Genomic DNA, 18,842 nt, shown 5'->3' on the forward strand with positions numbered 1-18,842 from the left:
TCAGGGTATCGCCTCATGCGATAAGTGGCTTGGACACGAATCGCCAATCCTGACAGTCTCCTGTGACCGGGGCCACACGTGGGCCCGGTCACAGTACGACGAGCCAGGAGCAACCACCGGTGACACAGATCGACAGAGGCGAGACCGGGGCAATACTGCCAGTACCGGTCGTCGGCTATGCCTACCCCTGGGACGTGATCGGCGATCCGACCTTCGCCGATCGCGCCCGCAGCCTCGGAGTCACGAAGGTCGCCCTCGCCGCGGCCTACCACACCACCCGCGCCGCGACCCCGCTCCACCCCGAGCACCGGTTCGTCGAGGCGCGCACCGCCGCGCTCTACCGCCCGGTGCGCACCGAGGCCTGGGAGGGCGCCCGGCTGGTGCCGCCCGCGGCGACCTGGGTCGCTTCCGAGGATCCGTTCGGCGAGGCCGCCGCCATCCTCGCCGAGGCCGGCATCGAGGTCGCCGCCTGGATCGTGCTGACCCACTCGACCCTCCTCGGTGAGGCCAACCCGGACCTCGCGGTGGTCAACTGCTGGGGCGAGCCCTACCCCTACGCCCTGTGCTCCCGCCACGAGGACGTCCGCCGCTACGCGGAGACCCTGGCCGCCGAGGCCGTACGCGACACCCCGGCCAGCACGGCCATCCTGGAGGCGTGCGGCCAGCTCGGCTTCGGCCACGGCGGACACCACGAGAAGACCGACGGGGCCTACGACGAGGCCACCCAGGAACTGCTCTCGATCTGCTGCTGCCTCGCCTGTCAGGAGGACTGGGCCGCCCGCGGGCTCGACCCCGCGGCGACCGTGGCGGCGCTGCGTTCCGCGACCGGAGTGGATGCCGCCGGCACGACGGTGGACGCAGCGACTCTGGACACGATCCTCGCCTCCCGCCACGCCGCGGCCGACGAGCTCCGCCACCGGGTGATCGCGGCCGTCCGCGAGGCCGCTCCCGACGTCGTCGAGATCGCCCTGCACGCCCAGCCCGACCCCTGGGCCACCGGAGCCAGCCCGGGTCTGACCCCGACCACGGCCGACGACGTCGACCTGGTCGTCGCCTTCTGCTGGCCGACCACCGAGGCCTCGGTGGAGACCGGGCGCCGGCTCGTCGAGGCGGTCTCCGGAAAGGCAGCAGCCGCTGCGTACGTCACCGTTCTCCCGCCCACCACCGAGGACGCCTTCGGTGGCCATGTGCGGGCGCTGGTCGATGCCGGGATCGACCAGATCCACCTCTACCACCTCGGTCTGGCGGGTGCGGACAGGCAGCACCTGCTCGCCGAGGCGACCAAGGTCCCCACCACCGCCGCGACGAGGACGGAATGAGATGAGCACAACCTTCAAGCGCGCCTGGCGCGCGGTCGACACGGTCTTCGAGGCCTTCTGCATCCTGTGCCTGGTGGCCACGCTGCTGATCGTGCTGTGGCAGGTGTTCAGCCGTGAGCTGCTGAGCAACTCGCCCAGCTGGAGCGAGGAGACGGCCCGCATCCTGCTGGTCTGGATCGGCTTCCTCGGCGCCGCGATCGGCTTCCGCGAGGGCGCCCACATCGCGGTCACCTTCCTGGTGGACAAGTTCCCGGCGACGCTCCAGGCGGTGATCGACCGGTTCGTCCAGGTGCTGCTGCTCGCCTTCGGGCTCTTCCTGGTCGTCCAGGGAAGCCAGTTCGTCATCGACGCCCAGACGGCGACCCTTGCCGGCACCGGGCTCCCCCGCAGCGTCCTCTACCTGATGATGCCGGTCGCCGGCGCCATGATCCTCCTCTACACCGTCCTCCAGGCCTTCGGCACCAGTACCCAGCGGTACACCGAGCCTGACGATGCAGCCGAGCTCGGCTGAGCCGCCGAAAGTCGAAGGACTCCCCCATGCCCATCGATCCACTTGCCATCGCCATCCTGCTGGGTGGCTTCGCCGTCCTCGTCCTGCTCCGCGTCCCAGTCGCCCTGGCTCTCGCCCTGGCCGCCATCTTCGAGGCGCTCTACATCGGCCTTCCGCTGACCACCGTCGGCCAGCGGATGGTCGCCGGTCTCGACACCTTCGCCCTGCTGGCCATCCCGTTCTTCATCCTCGGTGGCGAGATCATGGGCACGGGCGGCATCTCCCGCCGCCTGATCGCCCTGGCCGGACTGCTCGTCGGCTGGGTCCGTGGCGGCCTCGGGATGGTCAACATCGGCGCCAGCACCTTCTTCGGCGCCCTGTCCGGCTCCTCGGTCGCGGACGTCTCCGCGATCGGGTCGGTGACCATCCCGATGATGAAGAAGCGCGGCTACGACACCGACTACGCGGTCGCCGTGACCGTCTCCGGTGCCACCCAGGCGGTCATGATCCCGCCGAGCCACAACCTGATCATCTACTCGATGGCCGCCGGCGGCGTCTCCATCGGCGCCCTGTTCACCGCAGGCGTCATCCCCGGTCTGCTGCTCGGTGCGTCGCTGATGGTGATGGCCTACATCGTGGCGGTCAAGCGCGGCTACCCGAAGGAGGAGCTCGTCCCCCTCAAGGACGTACCGAAGATCGTCGCCGAGGGCCTGCTCAGCCTGCTGATGCCGGTGATCATCCTGGGCGGCATCCTCAGCGGCGTCTTCACCGCGACCGAGTCGGCGGCGATCGCCTGCCTGTACGCCTTCATCCTGACCTTCTTCGTCTACCGCGACCTGCCGCTCAAGGCGATGATCCCGATCCTGCAGAGTGCCCTGCGCACGCTCGGCGTGGTGCTGTTCATCATCGCGGCGGCAGGTGCGTTCGGCTACTTCCTGGCGTTCCTGCAGGTGCCGGCGCTGGCCACCGACGCCCTCCTCGGCATCTCCGACAACATCGTCGTGGTGCTGCTGCTGATCAACCTGCTGCTGCTCGTGCTCGGCGCGATCATGGACATGGCCCCGCTGATCGTGATCATGACGCCGATCCTGCTGCCGGTCGCCACCGGACTCGGCATGGACCCGGTCCAGTTCGGGATCATGCTCGTCTTCAACCTGGCCATCGGCCTGATCACCCCGCCGGTCGGCAACGTCCTCTTCGTCGGCTGCGCCATCGGACGTACGTCCATCGAGAAGGTCATGAGGATGGTCGGCCTCTTCCTCATCCCGATGCTCATCGTCCTGCTGCTGATCACGTACGTCCCGTTCTTCTCCCTCGCCCTCCCTGATGCGCTCGGCCAGTAACTCCCCCTCTGGAAAGGAACCACCCGTGAACACCACGTCCCCCCAGCCGGTCGCCCGGCGCTCCCTGTTCAAGGCAGGCGCCTTCGGCGCCGCGGCCGTCGCCGGCGGCCTCGCCCTCAGTGCCTGTGGCGGCGGGTCTCTCGCCGGCAGCGGCGGAGGCGGCGGTGGCTCGAAGACCTTCAAGCTGGCCGAGACCCACCCCGACGACTACCCCACCACGCTGGGCGACAAGAAGTTCGCCGAGCTGGCCGAGAAGTACAGCGACGGCCGGATCAAGATCCAGGTCTACCCCAACGCCCAGCTCGGCGAGGAGTCCGACGCGATCGAGCAGGTCCAGATGGGCTCGATCGAGATGACCCGGATCAGCTCGGCCCCGATGGGCGAGTTCGTGCCCGCGATGGGGCTGTTCAGCCTGCCGTACCTCTTCGACGACGCCGATCACCTGTGGCGCTTCCTGGAGAGCGAGAGCGGCAAGAAGCTGCTCGGCGAGGCCGACGGTGCCGGATTCAAGGGTCTGGGCTACTTCGACCCGGGCGCCCGCAGCTTCTACACCTCGAAGAAGCCGATCAAGGCGCCGGCGGACGTCAAGGGACTCAAGATCCGGGTCCAGGAGTCGCAGGTGCAGATCGACTTCATCAAGGCTCTCGGCGGCTCCCCCACGCCGATGGACTACGGCGAGGTCTACAGCTCGCTGCAGAGCGGGCTGCTCGACGGTGCCGAGAACAACGAGCCGTCCTACTACTCCGCCTCCCACTACGAGGTGGCGACGAACTACACCCTCGACCGGCACATGCGCGTGGCCGAGGTGCTCCTCATCAACAAGGACACCTGGGACGGGCTCGACTCCAAGGACCAGGAGGCGCTCCAGAAGGCCGCCGACGAGGCCGCCCCGTTCCAGCGTGAGAAGTGGGACGCCCAGGTCGAGGCCGACCTGGAGAAGCTGCGCGGGGAAGGCGTCACGATCAACGAGATCAGCGACCTCGCCCCGTGGCGCGAGGCCACCAAGTCCGTCATCGACAAGCACGGCGCCGACCTGGGTGAGTACATCACCGCCGTCGAGGAGCTGCGCACCGCATGACGCAGACGATCCTGATCACCGGGGCGAACGGCGGCGTCGGGAGGCTGATGCGCACCCGCCTGGCCCGCGAGGGCCGGGTGCTTCGCCTCCTCGATGTCGTACGTCCCGAGGACTCCGCCGAGGGCGAGGCCGTCGAGGTCATCGAGGCGTCGGTGACCGACGAGGCGGCGATGTGCGCCGCCTCCGAGGGCGTGGAGGCGATCATCCATCTCGGCGGCATCAGCGTCGAGGCCCCGTGGGACGACATCCTCTCGGCCAACATCGACGGCACCCGGGTGGTCCTGGAAGCCGCCCGGGACGCCGGGGTGGCACGTGTGGTGCTCGCCTCGAGCAACCACGCGGCCGGCTTCTACGACCTCGATGACGCACCCGCAGAGGGGCTGGCCGCCGACGCCTTCCCGCGACCGGACACCTACTACGGGGTCAGCAAGGTCGCGATGGAGGCGCTCGGCAGCCTCTTCCACGACCGCTACGGCATCGACGTGACCGCGTTGCGGATCGGCTCGTGCTTCGAGAAGCCGTGGGACCGCCGCTCGCTGTGGACGTGGATGTCGCCCGACGACGGTGCCCGGCTCCTCGAGGCGTGCCTGGCCACTCCCGAGCCCGGCTTCCGGGTGGTGTGGGGCATCTCCCGCAACACCCGGCGCTGGTGGTCGCTGGAGGCCGGCGAGGCGATCGGCTACCACCCGCAGGACGACTCCGAGGTCTACGCCGCCGAGCTGCTCGGCGACGCGATCGACGACGGCCCGCAGGGCCCCGAGGAGCGCCTGGCCGGAGGGAAGTTCTGCTTCACCCCGCTGGGCGAGCACCAGAAGAAATAGGCCCCCATGGGGAACGGGTGGTCCGGCTGTCGCCGGGCCACCCGTTCTCCTTCTCCCAGGCGGTCAGGAGGCTGCGTGAGGCCGTGCGGTGGCTCCGGACGTGATCACTGCCGCAGACGGCGGCGGGTGCTGCCCAGATGCACCCGCATCGCGGCCCGGGCGGTGTCGGCGTCACCGGCGAGGATCGCGGATGCGATGTTGTCGTGCTCGCGCTGCACCCGCTCGACGTGGAGCGCGTCGCTGGGCGAGTACGCGTCGCCGAGCCGGGTGCGGGGCAGCATGATCATCATGGGGCCCAGCGAGTCCATCAGGTCGAGGTAGAAGCGGTTGCCGGTCGCGGCCGCGACGGCGCGGTGGAAGGCGAAGTCGGCCTCCACCGCTCCGTCGGGATGCGCATCGGCCAGCGCGGCGAGCGCCTCCTCGATGGCGCGCGAGCCCTGCTCGTCGAGGTGGGCGGCGGCCAGGGCCGCCGCCTCACACTCCACGCCGAGCCGGAAGTCGACCATGTCGAGCACGTCGTGCTGGGTGCGGATCGCGGAGGACTCCAGCGCGAACGGCGAGGGCTCCGGCACCGCCAGGACGTACGAGCCGCGCCCCTGGAAGGTCTCGACCAGGCCTTCGGCGCGCAGGCGGGTGACCGCCTCGCGCGCCACCGTCCGCGACACGCCATAGGTGCCGACCAGGTCGGACTCCGAGGGCAGCTTCGCTCCCGGAGCGAGGTCTCCGGCGAGGATCTGGTCCTTGATCCCGGAGACGACGCGGTCGGCGAGCCCGGCACTGATCGTCATGCCGAGAACTTAGCGCTCTCGACGGTGAGCTTGCGCATCTGGTCGCTGAGCGTGAAGCCGAGACCCGGACGGTCCGGCACCCACATCTGGCCGTCGTGGATGTCGATGCGCTCCTCGAAGAGCGGGTTGAGCCACTCGAAGTGCTCGACCCAGGGCTCGGTCGGGTAGGCCGCGGCCAGGTGCAGGTGGATCTCCATCGCGTAGTGCGGCGCGAGCGCCAGACCGGCGTGGGCGGCGAGGGTGGCGAACTTCAGGAACGGGGTGATCCCGCCGATGCGCGGCGCGTCGGGCTGCACGATGCCGCGGTAGCCGGCGTCGATGAGCGCCATGTGCTCGGGCACCGAGGTCAGCATCTCGCCGGTCGCGATCGGGGTGTCGAACGTACGCGACAGGTCGGCGTGGCCGACCGCGTCCCAGGCGTCGAGCGGCTCCTCGATCCAGATCAGGTCGAACTGCTCGAGCTCACGGCACATCCGGCGGGCGCGGGCGCGGTCCCACTGCTGGTTGGCGTCGACCATGAACGGGGTGTCGCCGAGGTGCTCGCGCAGCGCGGCGACGCGGCGCAGGTCCTCGGCCCAGTCGGGCTGGCCGACCTTGATCTTGATGCCGCCGATGCCTGCCTCGAGCGAGGCGGTGGCCTTCTCCTTGATCTCCTCGACGCTCGCCTGGAGGAAGCCGCCGGAGGTGTTGTAGACGCGGCAGGAGTCGCGATGGGCGCCGAGCAGCTTGGCCAGGGGCAGGCCGGCACGGCGCGCCTTGAGGTCGTAGAGCGCCACGTCGAGGGCGGCCACGGCCTGGGTCGCCACACCGCTGCGGCCGACCGAGGCACCCGCCCACATCAGCGACTCGTAGATCTTGGCGATGTCGGAGGGGTCCTGGCCGATGGCGACCTGGGCGATCTCCTTGAGATGGGCGTACTGCGCCGGGCCACCGGCGCGCTTGGAGTAGCTGAAGCCCATGCCCTCGAAGCCCTGCTCGGTGGTCACCTCGACGAAGAGCAGCACGGTCTCGGTGAGCGGCTTCTGCCGCCCGGTGAGCACCTTGGCGTCACTGACCGGGTTCTCGAGCGGGAGGACGACGTGGGAGAGGGTCAGTGACGTGATGCGGTCGGCGGCCATGGCGGGATGCTCCTCGATGGGCTAAGTTGTATGACAAGTTCAGAACTTATCCGATGAGTGGTGAGGAGTCCAGAGCGTGGCCGCCGATTCTCAGGTTGTCCGGCAGTTCGTCCGGCAGGTCCCCCGATGGCGCGATCTCGCGCCCTTCCTGCGACCGCGGCCGTTCCGGTGGCGGGCGGCCGACCGCAGGCTGGCCCGCTGCCTCAGCGTCGACGATCTGGAGCGGGCCGCGCGCCGGCGGGTGCCGACGGCGGTCTGGGACTACGTCTACGGCGGCTCGGACGGCGAGCACGCGATGCGCCGGAACCGGGCGGCCTTCGACCGTGTGGAGCTGCGGCCCACGGCCTTCGGCCAGGTGGGCGATCCGGAGGTGCGTACCTCGATCCTCGGGCGGCCCGCGGCCGCACCCATCGTGCTGGCCCCGACCGGCTACACCCGGCTCAGCCACCACACCGGCGAGCGCGCGGTCGCCGCGGCGGCGGCCGCTGCTGGCCTGCCCTACACGCTCTCGACGTACGCGACGACCTCGATCACCGACGTCGCGCACGCGGCCCCGCAGGGACGCAACTGGTTCCAGGTCTATCTGATGAAGGACCGGGCGGTGACGCTCGAGCATCTTGCCGAAGCTGCCGAACAGGGCTACGAGGCGCTGATGCTGACCATCGACACGACCGTGACGGGGATGAAGCGCAAGGACAAGATCAACGGGTTCGCGATCCCGCCGCAGCTGAGCCTGCGTACGTTCGCGGACATGACCCGCCATCCCGGCTGGGTCGCCAACATCCTGACCACCGAGCCGCTGCGGTTCGCGACGTTCCCCGAGGGGTCGCACTACGGCCGCTGGGGCATGTCCAACGAGCTGCGCGAGCAGGCGATCCGGCCCTCCGACATCGGCTGGCTCAAGGAGCACTGGGACGGCCCGGTGGTGGTCAAGGGCGTGCTCTCGGTCGCCGACGCGGTCGCCTGTGTCGAGGCCGGGGCCGACGCGCTGGTGCTCTCCAACCACGGCGGCCGTCAGCTCGACCGCGCCCCGGTGCCGCTGGAGCTGCTGCCGGCGGTGGTCGACGCGGTCGGCGACCGGACCGAGGTGTACGTCGACTCCGGCGTCCGCTCCGGCGGCGACATCGCGGCGGCGCTCGGCCTCGGCGCCCGCGGCGTGGTGATCGGCCGGCCCTACCTCTACGGCCTGATGGTCGCCGGGCAGCAGGGCGTCGACGCCACCCTGACGCTGCTGGTCGAGGAGCTGCGGCGGGCGATGTGCCTGCTCGGCACCCCCGACATCGCCTCGATCGGCCCCGAGCACGTCCGGCTGCGGTCCTCATGACTGCGGCCGCCCCCACCGACCGAAGGAGAACCGTGACCACCGACCTCGTCCACGACCTGCGCACCGCCCTCGGCGAGAGCGCCGTGCTGACCGATCCGGCCGACATGGCGGCGTACGTCACCGACTGGACCGGCAGCTTCACCGGCACCGCCCTCGCGGTGGTGCGCCCGGCCTCGACCGCCGAGGTCGCCACCGCGGTCAGGCTGTGCGCGGCGGCCGGCGTCGGGGTCGTCCCGCAGGGCGGCAACACCGGCCTCGTCGGCGGCGGCGTACCGGACTCCGGAGGCGACCAGGTGGTGCTCTCGCTCGGCCGGATGCGTCGCATCCGGGAGATCGACCCGGTCGCCGACACCCTCACCGTCGAGGCCGGCACCGCGCTGGCGACCGTCCAGGAGGCCGCCAGGGCAGCCGGGCGGCTCTTCCCGCTCTCCCTCGGCTCGGAGGGCTCGTGCACCATCGGCGGCACGGTCGCGACCAACGCCGGCGGCACCGCGGTGCTGCGCTACGGGATGATGCGCGAGCTGGTGCTCGGCCTCGAGGTCGTGCTCCCCGACGGCCGGGTCTGGGACGGCCTGCGGCCTCTGCGCAAGGACAACACCGGCTACGACCTCAAGCAGCTGTTCATCGGCTCCGAGGGCACGCTCGGCGTCGTCACCGCGGCGGTACTGCGGCTTCTGCCGGCGACGCCGCGCCGGGCGACGGCGTTCGTGGCGCTGGAGTCGGTCTCGGCTGCGACCGAGCTGCTTCCCCTGCTGCGCGAGCACGGCGGCGGGCAGCTGACCACCTGGGAGCTGCTCGGACGCCAGGCCGTCGACCTGGTCCTCGCCCACCTGCCGGGGGTCCGCGACCCGTTCTCGGACCGGCACGTGTGGTACGGCCTCGTCGAGCTCGCCGGCACCTCCGTCGACGTCGACGAGCGGCTCGAGTCGGCTCTCGCGGCGGCTGCCGAGGAGGGGCTGCTCCTCGACGCCGTGGTCGCCGGCAGCCCCGCTCAGCGCGAGTCGCTGTGGGCGCTGCGCGAGGGCGTCTCGGAGGCGCAGAAGAGCGAGGGTGCGACCCTCAAGCACGACGTCACCCTGCCGATCACGGCGCTGCCCCGGTTCGTCGCCGAGGTCGGGCCTCTCTTGCTGGAGGCGCTGCCGGGGCTGCGGCTGGTGACGTACGGACACATCGGGGACGGCAACCTGCACTACAACATCTCCGCCCCCGTCGGCGACGATGCGGCGCTCCGCGCTCGGGCGAGCGCACTGACCCGGATCGTCTACGACGCCGTCACCGCGCTCGGCGGCAGCATCTCCGCCGAGCACGGGATCGGCACGCTCAAGCGGGATGCTGCCGCTGCGTACAAGACGGGTGTCGAGGTCGACCTCATGCGCGCCGTGAAGCAGGCGATCGACCCCGACGGGGTCATGAACCCCCGCAAGGTGCTGTGAGTCTCCCGGTATCCAGGATCTGCCTGAAGCAGAACCGCTTGCCGCGTGGCGCTCGCGGGTGATTGCGTGTCCGCATGCGAATCCTGGTGCTCGGCGGCACGGTCTTCCTCTCCCGCGCAGTGGCGGAGTCGGCAGTACGCAGCGGTCACGAGGTGGTCTGTGCAGCGCGCGGCCGGTCGGGAACCGTCCCGGAGGGCGCGGAGCTGGTGCCGTGGGACCGTACCGAGAAACCTCCCTCCGCCCTGACGACTGCGGAGTTCGACGCGGTCGTCGACGTGGCCCGGACCCCCTCGTGGGTTCGCTCTGCCATCGCCGCCTTCAGCGAGGCCCACTGGGTCTTCGTCTCGACCATCAGCGTGTACGCCGACCACAGCACCCCCGGCGGCACTCCGGAGTCGCTCCCTGTCCTCACTCCGACCACGGACGACGTCGAGGACGACGACCCCGATGCGTACGGCTCGATGAAGGTCGCCGGCGAGGAGCTCGTCCGCGCGGGTGCAGCCTCGGCCACCGTCATCCGCCCCGGCCTGATCGTGGGCCCAGGGGATCCCAGCGGCCGGTTCTCCTACTGGCCACAGCGCCTGAACGCCGGCGGCGAGATCCTCGCTCCCGGCTCGCCCGACGACAGCACCCAGGTCATCGACGTACGCGACCTGGCGGACTGGATCCTCCACTGCGCCACCGCCCGGGTGGAGGGCACCTTCGACGCCACCGGCCCGTCGATGCCGATCAGCACCTTGCTGACCGAGACCGCGAGCGGCGTCGGCGCCATCCAGACCTGGACCTGGCTCCCCCAGGACTTCCTGCAGGCCAACGAGGTCGACCCCTGGTCAGGCCCCGGCTCGATCCCGCTGTGGCTCCCCCGCCCTGAGTACGACGGGATGCTCGCCCACGACACCACCTCGGCCATGGCGACCGGTCTCACCACCCGCCCGATCGCCGAGACCGCCCGGGACACCCTCGCCTGGCTGCAGGCCTCCCCCGATGCGTACGTCACCGGCATCTCGCCGACCCGCGAGGCCGAGCTCCTCGACGCCTGGCGTCAGAGCCCCTGAGCAACCCGGTAGAACACCTGGTTCCAGCGCACCTGGTCGGCGAAGCCGCGGCGGGTGGTGGACTCGTCGATGACCAGCAGCTCGGTGCGGGCGATGTTGGCGAACACCTCGAAGGCCTCGATCCCGGCGGCGGTCGACATCACCGTGTGGTGCGCGCCGCCGGCGGTCAGCCAGGCCTCGGCCGAGGTCGCGAAGTCGGGACGCGGGGTCCAGACAGCGCGCGCGACGGGCAGATTGGGCAGCGCCTCGGTCGGGGGGACGACGTCGACGACGTTGGCGGTCAGCCGGAACCGGTCGCGCATGTCAGCCAGGGAGACGACCACGGCGCCCTCGGTGGTGTCGGCGTCGAAGACCATCCGGACCGGGTCCTCGCGGTCGCCGATCCCGAGCGGGTGGATCTCGACGCGCGGGGTGGAGGTGGTCAGCGAGGGGCAGACCTCGAGCATGTGGGCGCCGAGGATGACCTCCGCGCCCGGGGTGAGGTCGTAGGTGTAGTCCTCCATCAGGGAGGCGCCACCGGGCAGCCCCTCCCCCATCACCTTGGCGGCACGCACGAGCACGGCGGTCTTCCAGTCGCCCTCGGCGCCGAAGCCGTAGCCCTTGCTCATCAGCCGCTGCACGGCGATGCCGGGGAGCTGGCGCAGACCGCCGAGATCCTCGAAGTTGGTGGTGAACGCCTTCGCGTCACGCTCCACCAAGAACGCCTCCATGGCGATCTCCTGGCGGGCTGCGTAGCGGAGCGAGTCGTGGCGCTCGCCGCCCTTGCGGAGCTCGGGGACGACGTCGTAGAGGGCCTCGTACTCGGCGACCAGCGCATCCACGGTCTCCTCCGACACCGCCTCGACGGCCGCCACCAGGTCGTTGACGCCCCAGGTGTTGACCGAGACGCCGAAGCGCAGCTCCGCCTCGGTCTTGTCGCCCTCGGTGACCGCGACGTTGCGCATGTTGTCGCCGAAGCGGACCAGGTTGAGCCCGTGGGTGGCGTCCCAGCCCGCGGCGCCGCGGACCCAGGTGCCGACGCGGCGGGTGACCGCCGGGTTGGAGACGTGGCCGACGACGGTGGTGCGGGCGACGCCGAGGCGGGTGGCGATGTAGGCGTACTCACGGTCGCCGTGCGCGGCCTGGTTGAGGTTCATGAAGTCCATGTCGATCTCCGACCAGGGGAGCTCGACGTTGGCCTGGGTGTGCAGGTGCAGGAGCGGCTTCTGGAGGGCGTCCAGTCCGGCGATCCACATCTTGGCCGGGCTGAAGGTGTGCATCCAGGTGATGACGCCGAGGACGTTGTCGTCGGAGTTGGCATCGAGCATCGCGCGGCGGATCGCCGCGGAGTCCTTCAGGACGGGCTTCCACACGACCTTCGCCGGTACGTCGCCGGAGGCGTCGAGGGCGCGAGCGACCTCCTGGGACTGCTCGGCCACCTGACGAAGGGTCTCCTCGCCGTAGAGGTCCTGGCTGCCGGTGAAGAACCAGACCTCGCGGTCGCCATAGGGTTTCAACGCTGCGGGCTTGCTCATGTGGGGTCCTTCCAGTGCTGAGATTCGGGGGACGGGCAGCTCAGTGCTGGCCGTAGACGTTCTGGTAGCGGTCGTAGAGCGAGTCGATGTGGCCCTGGTCGATCGGCAGCGGCTGGCCGAGCTGGCGCGCGATGTGCACCGTGCGGGCGACCTCCTCGCACATCACCGCGGCCTTGACCGCGGAGCGGCCGTCCTTGCCGATGGTGAAGGGACCGTGGTTCCGCATCAGCACCGCGGGGCTGCGCGACTCGCGCAGCGTCTCCACGATGCCGCGCCCGATCGAGTCGTCGCCGATGATCGCGAACGGGCCGACCGGGACCGGTCCGCCGAACTCGTCGGCCATCATCGTGAGCACGCAGGGGATCTCCTCCCCGCGGGCGGCCCAGGCGGTGGCGTAGGTGGAGTGGGTGTGGACCACTCCCCCGACCTCGGGCATGTTGGCATAGACGTACGCATGGGCGGCCGTGTCCGAGGACGGCGACCGCTCGCCCTCGACGAGGTTGCCCGCCAGGTCGCACACGACCATCGCCTCGGCGGTGATGTCCTCGTAGGCGACCCCGGAGGGCTTGATGACCAGCAGGTCCTCACCGTCGGGGTTCGGTACGCGCTCGGAGACGTTGCCGGCGGTCCACACGACCAGCTCCCAGCGGGGCAGCTCGGCGTGCAGCGCCGCGACACGCTCCTTGGCGGCGTCGACAGCGGCGCGAAGAGCGGCAGGTACGCCTGTCATCACTGGTCTCCTTCTGCTGCGTTGGGGGCGAGCGAGGCCACGGCGGCGCGCTCGATGTCCAGGCCGGCCTCGTAGCGCTCGAGGTAGGTGCGGAACCCGGCGAGGTCGGCGGCGTCCGGCTCGACGACCTCGAGGTCGATGTCGCCGAAGACGCGCTCGGCGAGATAGGTGCTCAGGCTGAGGTCGCCCTCGGCCTCGGCGGCCCGGGTGTACGCCGCCAGGACCGCGATCCCCCAGGCACCGCCCTCGCCGGCGGTGCGGCCGACCGCGACCGGGGCGCCGATGGCGGCGGCGAGCAGCCGCTGCGCGACGCCCGCGGTGCGGAACAGGCCGCCGTGGGCGAACATCGCGTCGATCTGGACACCCTGGTCGGCGAGTACGCGCATGCCGAGGGCGAGGGTGCCGAAGACGCCGTAGACCTGGGCGCGGGCGAACCCGGCGAGGTCGAGACGGCTGCCGGGGGTGCGTACGAACAGCGGACGACCCTCGTCGAGGCCGGTGATCGGCTCGCCGGCCAGGTAGTTGTAGGCCAGCAGGCCACCGCCGTCGGGCGAGCCCTTCAGCGCGGCGGTGAGCAGGGCACCGAAGACGGCGTCGGGCTCGCAGGGGTGGCCGAGCGCGGCGGCGAACTCACCGAAGACCCCGGCCCAGGCGTCGAGCTCGCTGGCGCCGTTGTTGCAGTGCACCATCGCGACCGGGTCGCCGGCCGGGGTGGTGACGATGTCGATGGCGTGGTGCACGGTGGCCAGCGGCGCCTCGAGGACGACCATCGCGAAGATCGAGGTGCCGGCGCTGACATTGCCGGTGCGCTTGGCGACGGAGTTGGTGGCGACCATCCCGGTGCCGGCGTCGCCCTCGGGCGGACACAGCGGGATGCCGGGCTGGAGCGTACCGGTCGGGTCGAGCAGCGCGGCGCCGTCAGGGGTGAGCCGGCCGGCGTCGGCGCCTGCCGGGAGGACCTGCGGGAGCAGCCCCTCGACCCGCAGGCCGGGGCGCTTGGCGGCGGCCAGGTGACCGAGCTGCTCGAGCATCCGCTGGTCGTAGGTCCCGGTGGCCGGGTCGATCGGGAAGACGCCGGAGGCGTCGCCGACGCCGAGCACGTGCTCGCCGGTCAGGGCCCGGTGGACGTAGCCCGCGAGCGTGGTGAGCGAGGCGATCTCGGGCAGGTGGGGCTCGTCGTCGAGGATCGCCTGGTAGAGGTGGGCGACCGACCATCGCAACGGGATGTTGGTGCCGAAGAGCTCCGACAGCTCGGCGGCGGCGACGGCGGTGTTGGTGTTGCGCCACGTACGGAACGGCACCAGCAGCTCGCCGGCATCGTCGAAGGCGAGGTAGCCGTGCATCATCGCCGAGACGCCGATCGACCCGAACGCGGTCGGGCGGGTGCCGTAGCGGCGCTCGACCTCGTCGCCGAGGGCGGCGACCGCGCCCTGTACGCCGGCCCAGACCGCCTCGAGCGAGTAGGTCCACAGGCCGTCGACGAGCTCGTTCTCCCACAGATGGGACCCGGTGGCGACGGTCGCGTGATCGGGCCCGATCAGGCACGCCTTGATGTTGGTGGAGCCCAGCTCGATGCCGAGCGAGGTCTCTTCGAGGTCAGGCAGGTGGCCTGCTCGCTGCGTCATCACGGCTCCGTTTCTGCCCGTCGGCTCGGGGTGGGGTTTCGAGGCAATGTGAACGCTAACATATGACGGGCAGGTTACCGCTGGGTTCCCCGTAGAGCTCTTGCCGAAGCGTCACCCCGGTCGGCCGAAGCGTCACCCCGGTCGACCGAAACGTCACTGCGGTCGGCCGAGTGGGCAGCGTCGTGCCAGCTCGGCCGACCTAACCGACGTCTCGGCCGACCTAACTGACGTCTCGGCGGGGAGACAGCGGGGCGGCCGAGGAGCGCACGACCAGCTCGGGCTGCAGCAGCGGCGGCACCTCGACGGTGCCGTCGGCGATGGCCTTGGTGGCGACCTCGACGGCGAGCTCGCCGAGGGAGGCGAAGTCCTGCCGGACGGTGGTCAGCGGCGGCCAGAGGTACGCGGCGTCCGGGACGTCGTCGAAGCCGACGACGCTCACGTCCTGCGGGACCCGGAGGCCGGCCTCGTGCAGCGCCCGGATCACGCCGAGCGCCATCGAGTCGTTGGCCGCGAAGACCGCGGTGACCGAGGGGTCCCGGGCGATCTCGGCCCCGGCCTCGTAGCCGCTCTTGCTCGACCAGTCGCCGAAGATCTCGGGCCCGGGTTGCACGTCACTGTCCCGGAGCGCGGCCATCCATCCTTCCCGGCGCTGCCGGGCGTCGATCCAGCCGACCGGACCGGCCACGTGGGCGATGTTGCGGTGGCCGATGTCCAGCAGGTACTGCGTGGCCAGCACGGCCCCGGCGTGCTGGTCGATCCCCACCGAGCGCACTCCCGCCGGCGGGTCGCTGTGGATCATCACGACCTCGACGGTCTCCGTGAGCTGAGCGACCAGGTCCTCGAACGACTGGTGCGAGACGCCGAGGAGCACGGCCTCGACCGCGTCGTCGAGGAGCGCCTCGATCGCCCGCTCCGCCGAGGTCGCCTCCAGGTGCGGCACGGGGCTCAGGATGACGTCGTAGCCGGCCTTCTGACCGGCCTGGTGCACCGAGGCGGCCAGCGTGCCCGGTCCGTAGAGGTGCGGCTGGGTGTAGAGCAGGCCCAGGCGTCCCGACTTCCGCGTGACCAGAGCGCGTGCCGACTTGTTGCGCCGGTAACCCAGCTCCTCGATCGCCGCCAGCACCCGGTCGCGGGTGTCGCCACGTACGGCGTCGGAGCCGTTGACGACCCGGGACACGGTCTGGTGCGAGACCCCTGCCCGGGCCGCGACATCTGCCATGCTCGGCGCGTTCTTCGACTCCCCGTTGACCATGCGGTGATCCTAGGCGGGATCTCCGCGGGCGGTGGGACTGCCTCAGGTCTCCTCGAGATCGGGAAGCCCGTGGCGTGCTCGGGTGAGGGCCGCCGCGAGCGGGGCACAGCGTCCGTCGGGGACCAGCGACGCGAGCTCGTCCGGGTCGTCGGGCAGGCCGAGGTGACGAGCCTGGTCGAGGAGCGGGCCGTCGAGGAAGGGCGACAGCTCGGGCCACACGTCCTGCACCTCACGGCAGAAGATCCGGGCGCCCACCGGGCCGATGCGGGGCGACTCGGTGAGCGCGTCGATCAGGGCGTCGGCGCCGTCGCGCGAGGTCGGGCGGAGCCGGCGCAGGTCGCCGCGACAGGTCTCCAGCAGCCACTGCGCCTGCTCTTCGAGCTTGGTCGCGGTGCTCTCGTCGTAGCGGCGGTAGTGGGCCCGGCCGAGGGCATCCACCCGCTGCTGCCAGGTCGAGTCGAGCAGCCGGTGCGGCGTACGCCATCCTGCGGCCGACAGCTCGCGGGCAGCGGCCACCGCGATGTCGGTCGAGATCCGGGTCGAGGAGAGCATCGCCAGGACGAGGAGACGATAGAGCGGCGACGGCTTGTCCCGGAGCCGGATGCCGGCCTCCTCGGCGTACGTCGTGCCGCCGGCGTCCAGCAGACGCCGTACCAGGTCGCGGTCCCGTTCGCTCACCTTGTCGACGTACCCGGCGCGAGCCGGGGACATGCGCTGACGTTCCAGGCTGGGATCGGCAGACCCTGGATAGAACCTGGTGGCCGACCGAGGATGGATCCGACCCCAGAGCCTCTCTCCAGGAGCAGACCGATGCCACGTCGATCCATCGACATCCCGATCCCCGACCTGTCCGGCAAGCGAGCCCTGGTCACCGGGGCCAGCGACGGCATGGGCCTGGTGATGGCCACCCGGCTGGCGGCGGCCGGGGCCGAGGTCGTGATGCCCGTACGCAACGCCGCCAAGGGCGAGAAGGCACTGGCCACGATCCGCGGACACGTCCCGGAGGCCCGGATCTCGCTGCGCGACCTCGACCTGTCCTCGCTGTCGTCGGTGACGGCGCTCTCCGAGACGCTGCTGGGCGAGGACCAGCCGTTCCACGTGATGATCAACAACGCCGGCGTGATGACGCCGCCGGAGCGGCAGACCACCGCCGACGGGTTCGAGCTCCAGTTCGGCACCAACCATCTCGGGCATTTCGCCCTCGTCGCCGGGATCCTGCCGCTGCTGCGAGCCGGGCGGGCCCGGGTGACATCCCAGGTCAGCGTGGCGGCGAGGCGCGGCGCGGTCAACTGGGAGGACCCCAACTGGGAGCAGAGCTATGAGGACATGAAGGCCTACAGCCAGTCCAAGATCGCCGTCGGCCTCTTCGGGCTCGAGCTGGACCGGCGCAGCCGGGCCAACGGCTGGGGTATCACCAGCAACCTCTCCCACCCCGGCGTCGCACCGACCAACCTGCTGGCCGCTCGCCCCGAGATCGGCCGCACGTCGGACACCCTCTCCGTGCGCATGATCCGCTGGCTCTCGGCCCGAGGGATCCTCCTCGGCACCCCCGAGACCGCCGCCCTTCCCGCGCTGCTGGCCGCCACCTCTCCCGAGGCGACCGGCGGCCGGCTGTACGGCCCCAGCGGCCCTGGGCACCTCGGTGGCGCCCCCGCCGAGCAGGCGCTCTACCGGCCGCTGGTCAGCGCCGAGGACGCCACCCGGCTGTGGGAGATCTCCGAGAGCCTCACCCGGACCGCGCTCCCGGCTTCCTGACCGGGCGACGCGGGAGCCTATGCTGCCGTCGTCTCTCGGGCCTGGCCCGATGCCCTTGGAACGGAGCCATGGATGCGTGTGCTGTTGTCGACGTACGGGTCGCGAGGAGACGTCGAGCCGATGGTGGCGCTCGCGGTGCAGCTGCAGCGGAGGGGCGCGGAAGTGCGGATGTGCGCGCCGCCGGACGAGGAGTTCGTCGATCTGCTGGCGCGGGAGGGCGTGCCGTACGTGCCGTTCCTCAAGCCGTGGCGGTCCTGGGAGCGGCCGCCGACGTCCGAGGAGCGTCACCAGCGAGTGACCGACTTCATCACGGCGCAGTACGACACCGTGGCCGAGGCCGCTGCGGGCTGCGACGCGGTCGTCGCGACCGCGATGTCGCAGTTCGTCGCACCCTCGGTCGCCGAGGCGCGGGGCGTCCCCTATCACTATGCCCTCTTCTGCCCGGACGTCGTCGACGGCCTGGACGGGCGCGGCTTCAACGAGCTGTTCAAGGAACCGGTCGACGCCCACCGGGCCTCGATCGGGCTGCCGCCGGTCAGCGATGTCACCGAGTTCATGTTCACCACTCGTCCCCTGCTCGCGGCCGATCCCACCCTGGGTCCATGGCACGGGACCTCCAGACTCGACGTCGTGCAGACCGGCGCCTGGATGCTCGATGACGACCGTCCGCTCCCGGCCGACCTGCTGGGCTTCCTCGACGCGGGGCAGGAGCCGGTGTACGTCGGTTTCGGCAGCATGCGCACGGTCGGCGAGGAGAGCGTGCGGGTCGCGGTCGAGGCCATCCGCGCGCACGGCCGTCGCGTGGTCATCGGGCGCGGATGGGCTGGGCTGGACGTCATCGACGGCCGTGACGACTGCTTCGTCGTCGGCGAGGTCAACCACCAGCGGCTCTTCGGCCGGGTCGCCGCCGTCGTCCACCACGGCGGCGCGGGCACCATGACGACGGCATACCGGGCCGGCGCGCCCCAACTGGTGGTGCCGCAGGCCGGCGATCAGACCTACTGGGCCGGGCGGGTGGCCGCGCTCGGCATCGGGGTCGCCCACGACGGCGCCGCACCGACGTTCGAGTCGCTCACCGCCGCTCTCGGCCCGGCGTTGGCGCCGGAGGTCCGAGCGCGGGCGACCGCGATGGCCGCTGACGCCCGGGGCGACGGGGCGGCCGTGGCCGCGGAGCTGCTGCTGAGCGGTGTGGCCTGA

Annotated in this window: 17 protein-coding genes; 10 read left to right on the forward strand and 7 right to left on the reverse strand. The window is 71.1% G+C overall.

Going from position 1 to position 18,842, the window contains the following annotated elements; all coding sequences use genetic code 11:
* The first annotated feature begins 119 nt into the window (after positions 1-119).
* From ABT304_RS01405 to ABT304_RS01425, 5 genes are read left to right on the forward strand one after another with little or no spacing between them, the layout of a single operon-like run.
* A complete protein-coding gene (locus ABT304_RS01405) occupies positions 120-1,319 on the forward strand; it encodes a hypothetical protein (protein ID WP_350712999.1) in 1,200 nt (399 codons plus the stop codon).
* A gap of 1 nt (position 1,320) precedes the next feature.
* Positions 1,321-1,830: a TRAP transporter small permease gene (locus ABT304_RS01410; RefSeq protein WP_350713000.1), complete on the forward strand. Its 510-nt coding sequence runs from the start codon at positions 1,321-1,323 to the stop codon at positions 1,828-1,830.
* A gap of 26 nt (positions 1,831-1,856) precedes the next feature.
* Positions 1,857-3,152, forward strand: a complete 1,296-nt coding sequence (locus tag ABT304_RS01415; RefSeq protein ID WP_350713001.1) for a TRAP transporter large permease — start codon at positions 1,857-1,859, stop codon at positions 3,150-3,152.
* A 25-nt stretch (positions 3,153-3,177) separates the two neighbouring features.
* Positions 3,178-4,230, forward strand: coding sequence for a TRAP transporter substrate-binding protein (locus tag ABT304_RS01420; RefSeq protein WP_350713002.1), 1,053 nt, complete (start codon positions 3,178-3,180; stop codon positions 4,228-4,230).
* The gene (locus ABT304_RS01425) at positions 4,227-5,051 is read left to right on the forward strand and encodes an NAD-dependent epimerase/dehydratase family protein (protein ID WP_350713003.1); all 825 of its coding nucleotides are present in this window, start codon (positions 4,227-4,229) and stop codon (positions 5,049-5,051) included. Before ABT304_RS01420 ends, ABT304_RS01425 begins: the two co-directional genes overlap by 4 nt.
* A 104-nt stretch (positions 5,052-5,155) precedes the next feature.
* Here ABT304_RS01425 and ABT304_RS01430 read toward each other — a convergent pair whose 3' ends face one another.
* Entirely contained in the window at positions 5,156-5,839 is a 684-nt protein-coding gene (locus tag ABT304_RS01430) for a FadR/GntR family transcriptional regulator (RefSeq protein ID WP_350713004.1), read from the reverse strand.
* Positions 5,836-6,957 carry an L-talarate/galactarate dehydratase gene (locus ABT304_RS01435; protein ID WP_160028018.1) on the reverse strand — a complete coding sequence of 374 codons (1,122 nt, stop codon included), beginning with the start codon at positions 6,955-6,957 and terminating at the stop codon, positions 5,836-5,838. Before ABT304_RS01435 ends, ABT304_RS01430 begins: the two co-directional genes overlap by 4 nt.
* A gap of 76 nt (positions 6,958-7,033) precedes the next feature.
* Between ABT304_RS01435 and ABT304_RS01440 the strand changes: the two genes are divergently transcribed.
* The 3 genes from ABT304_RS01440 to ABT304_RS01450 all read left to right on the forward strand — a co-directional run bounded on the left by ABT304_RS01440 (position 7,034) and on the right by ABT304_RS01450 (position 10,769).
* The gene (locus ABT304_RS01440; protein WP_350713005.1) at positions 7,034-8,281 is read left to right on the forward strand and encodes an alpha-hydroxy acid oxidase; all 1,248 of its coding nucleotides are present in this window, start codon (positions 7,034-7,036) and stop codon (positions 8,279-8,281) included.
* 32 nt (positions 8,282-8,313) lie between these two features.
* On the forward strand, positions 8,314-9,714 hold the full coding sequence (locus ABT304_RS01445) for an FAD-binding oxidoreductase (protein ID WP_350713006.1): 1,401 nt from the start codon (positions 8,314-8,316) through the stop codon (positions 9,712-9,714).
* A 74-nt stretch (positions 9,715-9,788) separates the two neighbouring features.
* A complete protein-coding gene (locus tag ABT304_RS01450; protein ID WP_350713007.1) occupies positions 9,789-10,769 on the forward strand; it encodes an NAD-dependent epimerase/dehydratase family protein in 981 nt (326 codons plus the stop codon).
* On the opposite strand, the gene araA is transcribed toward ABT304_RS01450, so the two are convergent.
* From araA to ABT304_RS01475, 5 genes are all read right to left on the reverse strand, one after another.
* Complete coding sequence (gene araA, locus ABT304_RS01455; RefSeq protein WP_350713008.1) at positions 10,757-12,283, reverse strand: L-arabinose isomerase; 1,527 nt, start codon at positions 12,281-12,283, stop codon at positions 10,757-10,759. The genes ABT304_RS01450 and araA overlap by 13 nt on opposite strands.
* A gap of 40 nt (positions 12,284-12,323) precedes the next feature.
* Positions 12,324-13,013 (reverse strand): L-ribulose-5-phosphate 4-epimerase, encoded by a 690-nt coding sequence (locus tag ABT304_RS01460; protein WP_160028008.1) that lies wholly within the window; start codon positions 13,011-13,013, stop codon positions 12,324-12,326.
* Positions 13,013-14,638, reverse strand: a complete 1,626-nt coding sequence (locus ABT304_RS01465; RefSeq protein ID WP_350713009.1) for a xylulokinase — start codon at positions 14,636-14,638, stop codon at positions 13,013-13,015. Before ABT304_RS01465 ends, ABT304_RS01460 begins: the two co-directional genes overlap by 1 nt.
* Before the next feature lie 220 nt (positions 14,639-14,858).
* Positions 14,859-15,890 carry a LacI family DNA-binding transcriptional regulator gene (locus ABT304_RS01470; RefSeq protein ID WP_350713010.1) on the reverse strand — a complete coding sequence of 344 codons (1,032 nt, stop codon included), beginning with the start codon at positions 15,888-15,890 and terminating at the stop codon, positions 14,859-14,861.
* Between the two features lie 42 nt (positions 15,891-15,932).
* Positions 15,933-16,601, reverse strand: a complete 669-nt coding sequence (locus tag ABT304_RS01475; protein WP_350713011.1) for an endonuclease — start codon at positions 16,599-16,601, stop codon at positions 15,933-15,935.
* A gap of 99 nt (positions 16,602-16,700) precedes the next feature.
* On the opposite strand from ABT304_RS01475, the gene ABT304_RS01480 reads away from it, so the two are divergent.
* Together ABT304_RS01480 and ABT304_RS01485 are read left to right on the forward strand one after the other, a co-directional pair.
* Positions 16,701-17,645: an SDR family oxidoreductase gene (locus tag ABT304_RS01480; RefSeq protein WP_350713012.1), complete on the forward strand. Its 945-nt coding sequence runs from the start codon at positions 16,701-16,703 to the stop codon at positions 17,643-17,645.
* A gap of 72 nt (positions 17,646-17,717) precedes the next feature.
* A complete protein-coding gene (locus ABT304_RS01485; protein WP_350713013.1) occupies positions 17,718-18,842 on the forward strand; it encodes a glycosyltransferase in 1,125 nt (374 codons plus the stop codon).

The sequence above is a fragment of the Nocardioides sp. NPDC000445 genome, assembly GCF_040300245.1.
GTDB lineage: Bacteria > Actinomycetota > Actinomycetes > Propionibacteriales > Nocardioidaceae > Nocardioides.

What these genes read in the sequence shown, in the direction of transcription:
- ABT304_RS01410 (WP_350713000.1), top strand. Translation starts at nt 1,321, where the DNA reads ATGAGCACAACCTTCAAGCGCGCCTGGCGCGCGGTCGACACGGTCTTC.
- ABT304_RS01415 (WP_350713001.1), top strand. Translation starts at nt 1,857, where the DNA reads ATGCCCATCGATCCACTTGCCATCGCCATCCTGCTGGGTGGCTTCGCC.
- ABT304_RS01425 (WP_350713003.1), top strand. Translation starts at nt 4,227, where the DNA reads ATGACGCAGACGATCCTGATCACCGGGGCGAACGGCGGCGTCGGGAGG.
- ABT304_RS01430 (WP_350713004.1), bottom strand. Translation starts at nt 5,839, where the DNA reads ATGACGATCAGTGCCGGGCTCGCCGACCGCGTCGTCTCCGGGATCAAG.
- ABT304_RS01435 (WP_160028018.1), bottom strand. Translation starts at nt 6,957, where the DNA reads ATGGCCGCCGACCGCATCACGTCACTGACCCTCTCCCACGTCGTCCTC.
- ABT304_RS01450 (WP_350713007.1), top strand. Translation starts at nt 9,789, where the DNA reads ATGCGAATCCTGGTGCTCGGCGGCACGGTCTTCCTCTCCCGCGCAGTG.
- araA (WP_350713008.1), bottom strand. Translation starts at nt 12,283, where the DNA reads ATGAGCAAGCCCGCAGCGTTGAAACCCTATGGCGACCGCGAGGTCTGG.
- ABT304_RS01460 (WP_160028008.1), bottom strand. Translation starts at nt 13,013, where the DNA reads ATGACAGGCGTACCTGCCGCTCTTCGCGCCGCTGTCGACGCCGCCAAG.
- ABT304_RS01465 (WP_350713009.1), bottom strand. Translation starts at nt 14,638, where the DNA reads ATGACGCAGCGAGCAGGCCACCTGCCTGACCTCGAAGAGACCTCGCTC.
- ABT304_RS01470 (WP_350713010.1), bottom strand. Translation starts at nt 15,890, where the DNA reads ATGGTCAACGGGGAGTCGAAGAACGCGCCGAGCATGGCAGATGTCGCG.
- ABT304_RS01475 (WP_350713011.1), bottom strand. Translation starts at nt 16,601, where the DNA reads ATGTCCCCGGCTCGCGCCGGGTACGTCGACAAGGTGAGCGAACGGGAC.
- ABT304_RS01480 (WP_350713012.1), top strand. Translation starts at nt 16,701, where the DNA reads ATGCCACGTCGATCCATCGACATCCCGATCCCCGACCTGTCCGGCAAG.
- ABT304_RS01485 (WP_350713013.1), top strand. Translation starts at nt 17,718, where the DNA reads ATGCGTGTGCTGTTGTCGACGTACGGGTCGCGAGGAGACGTCGAGCCG.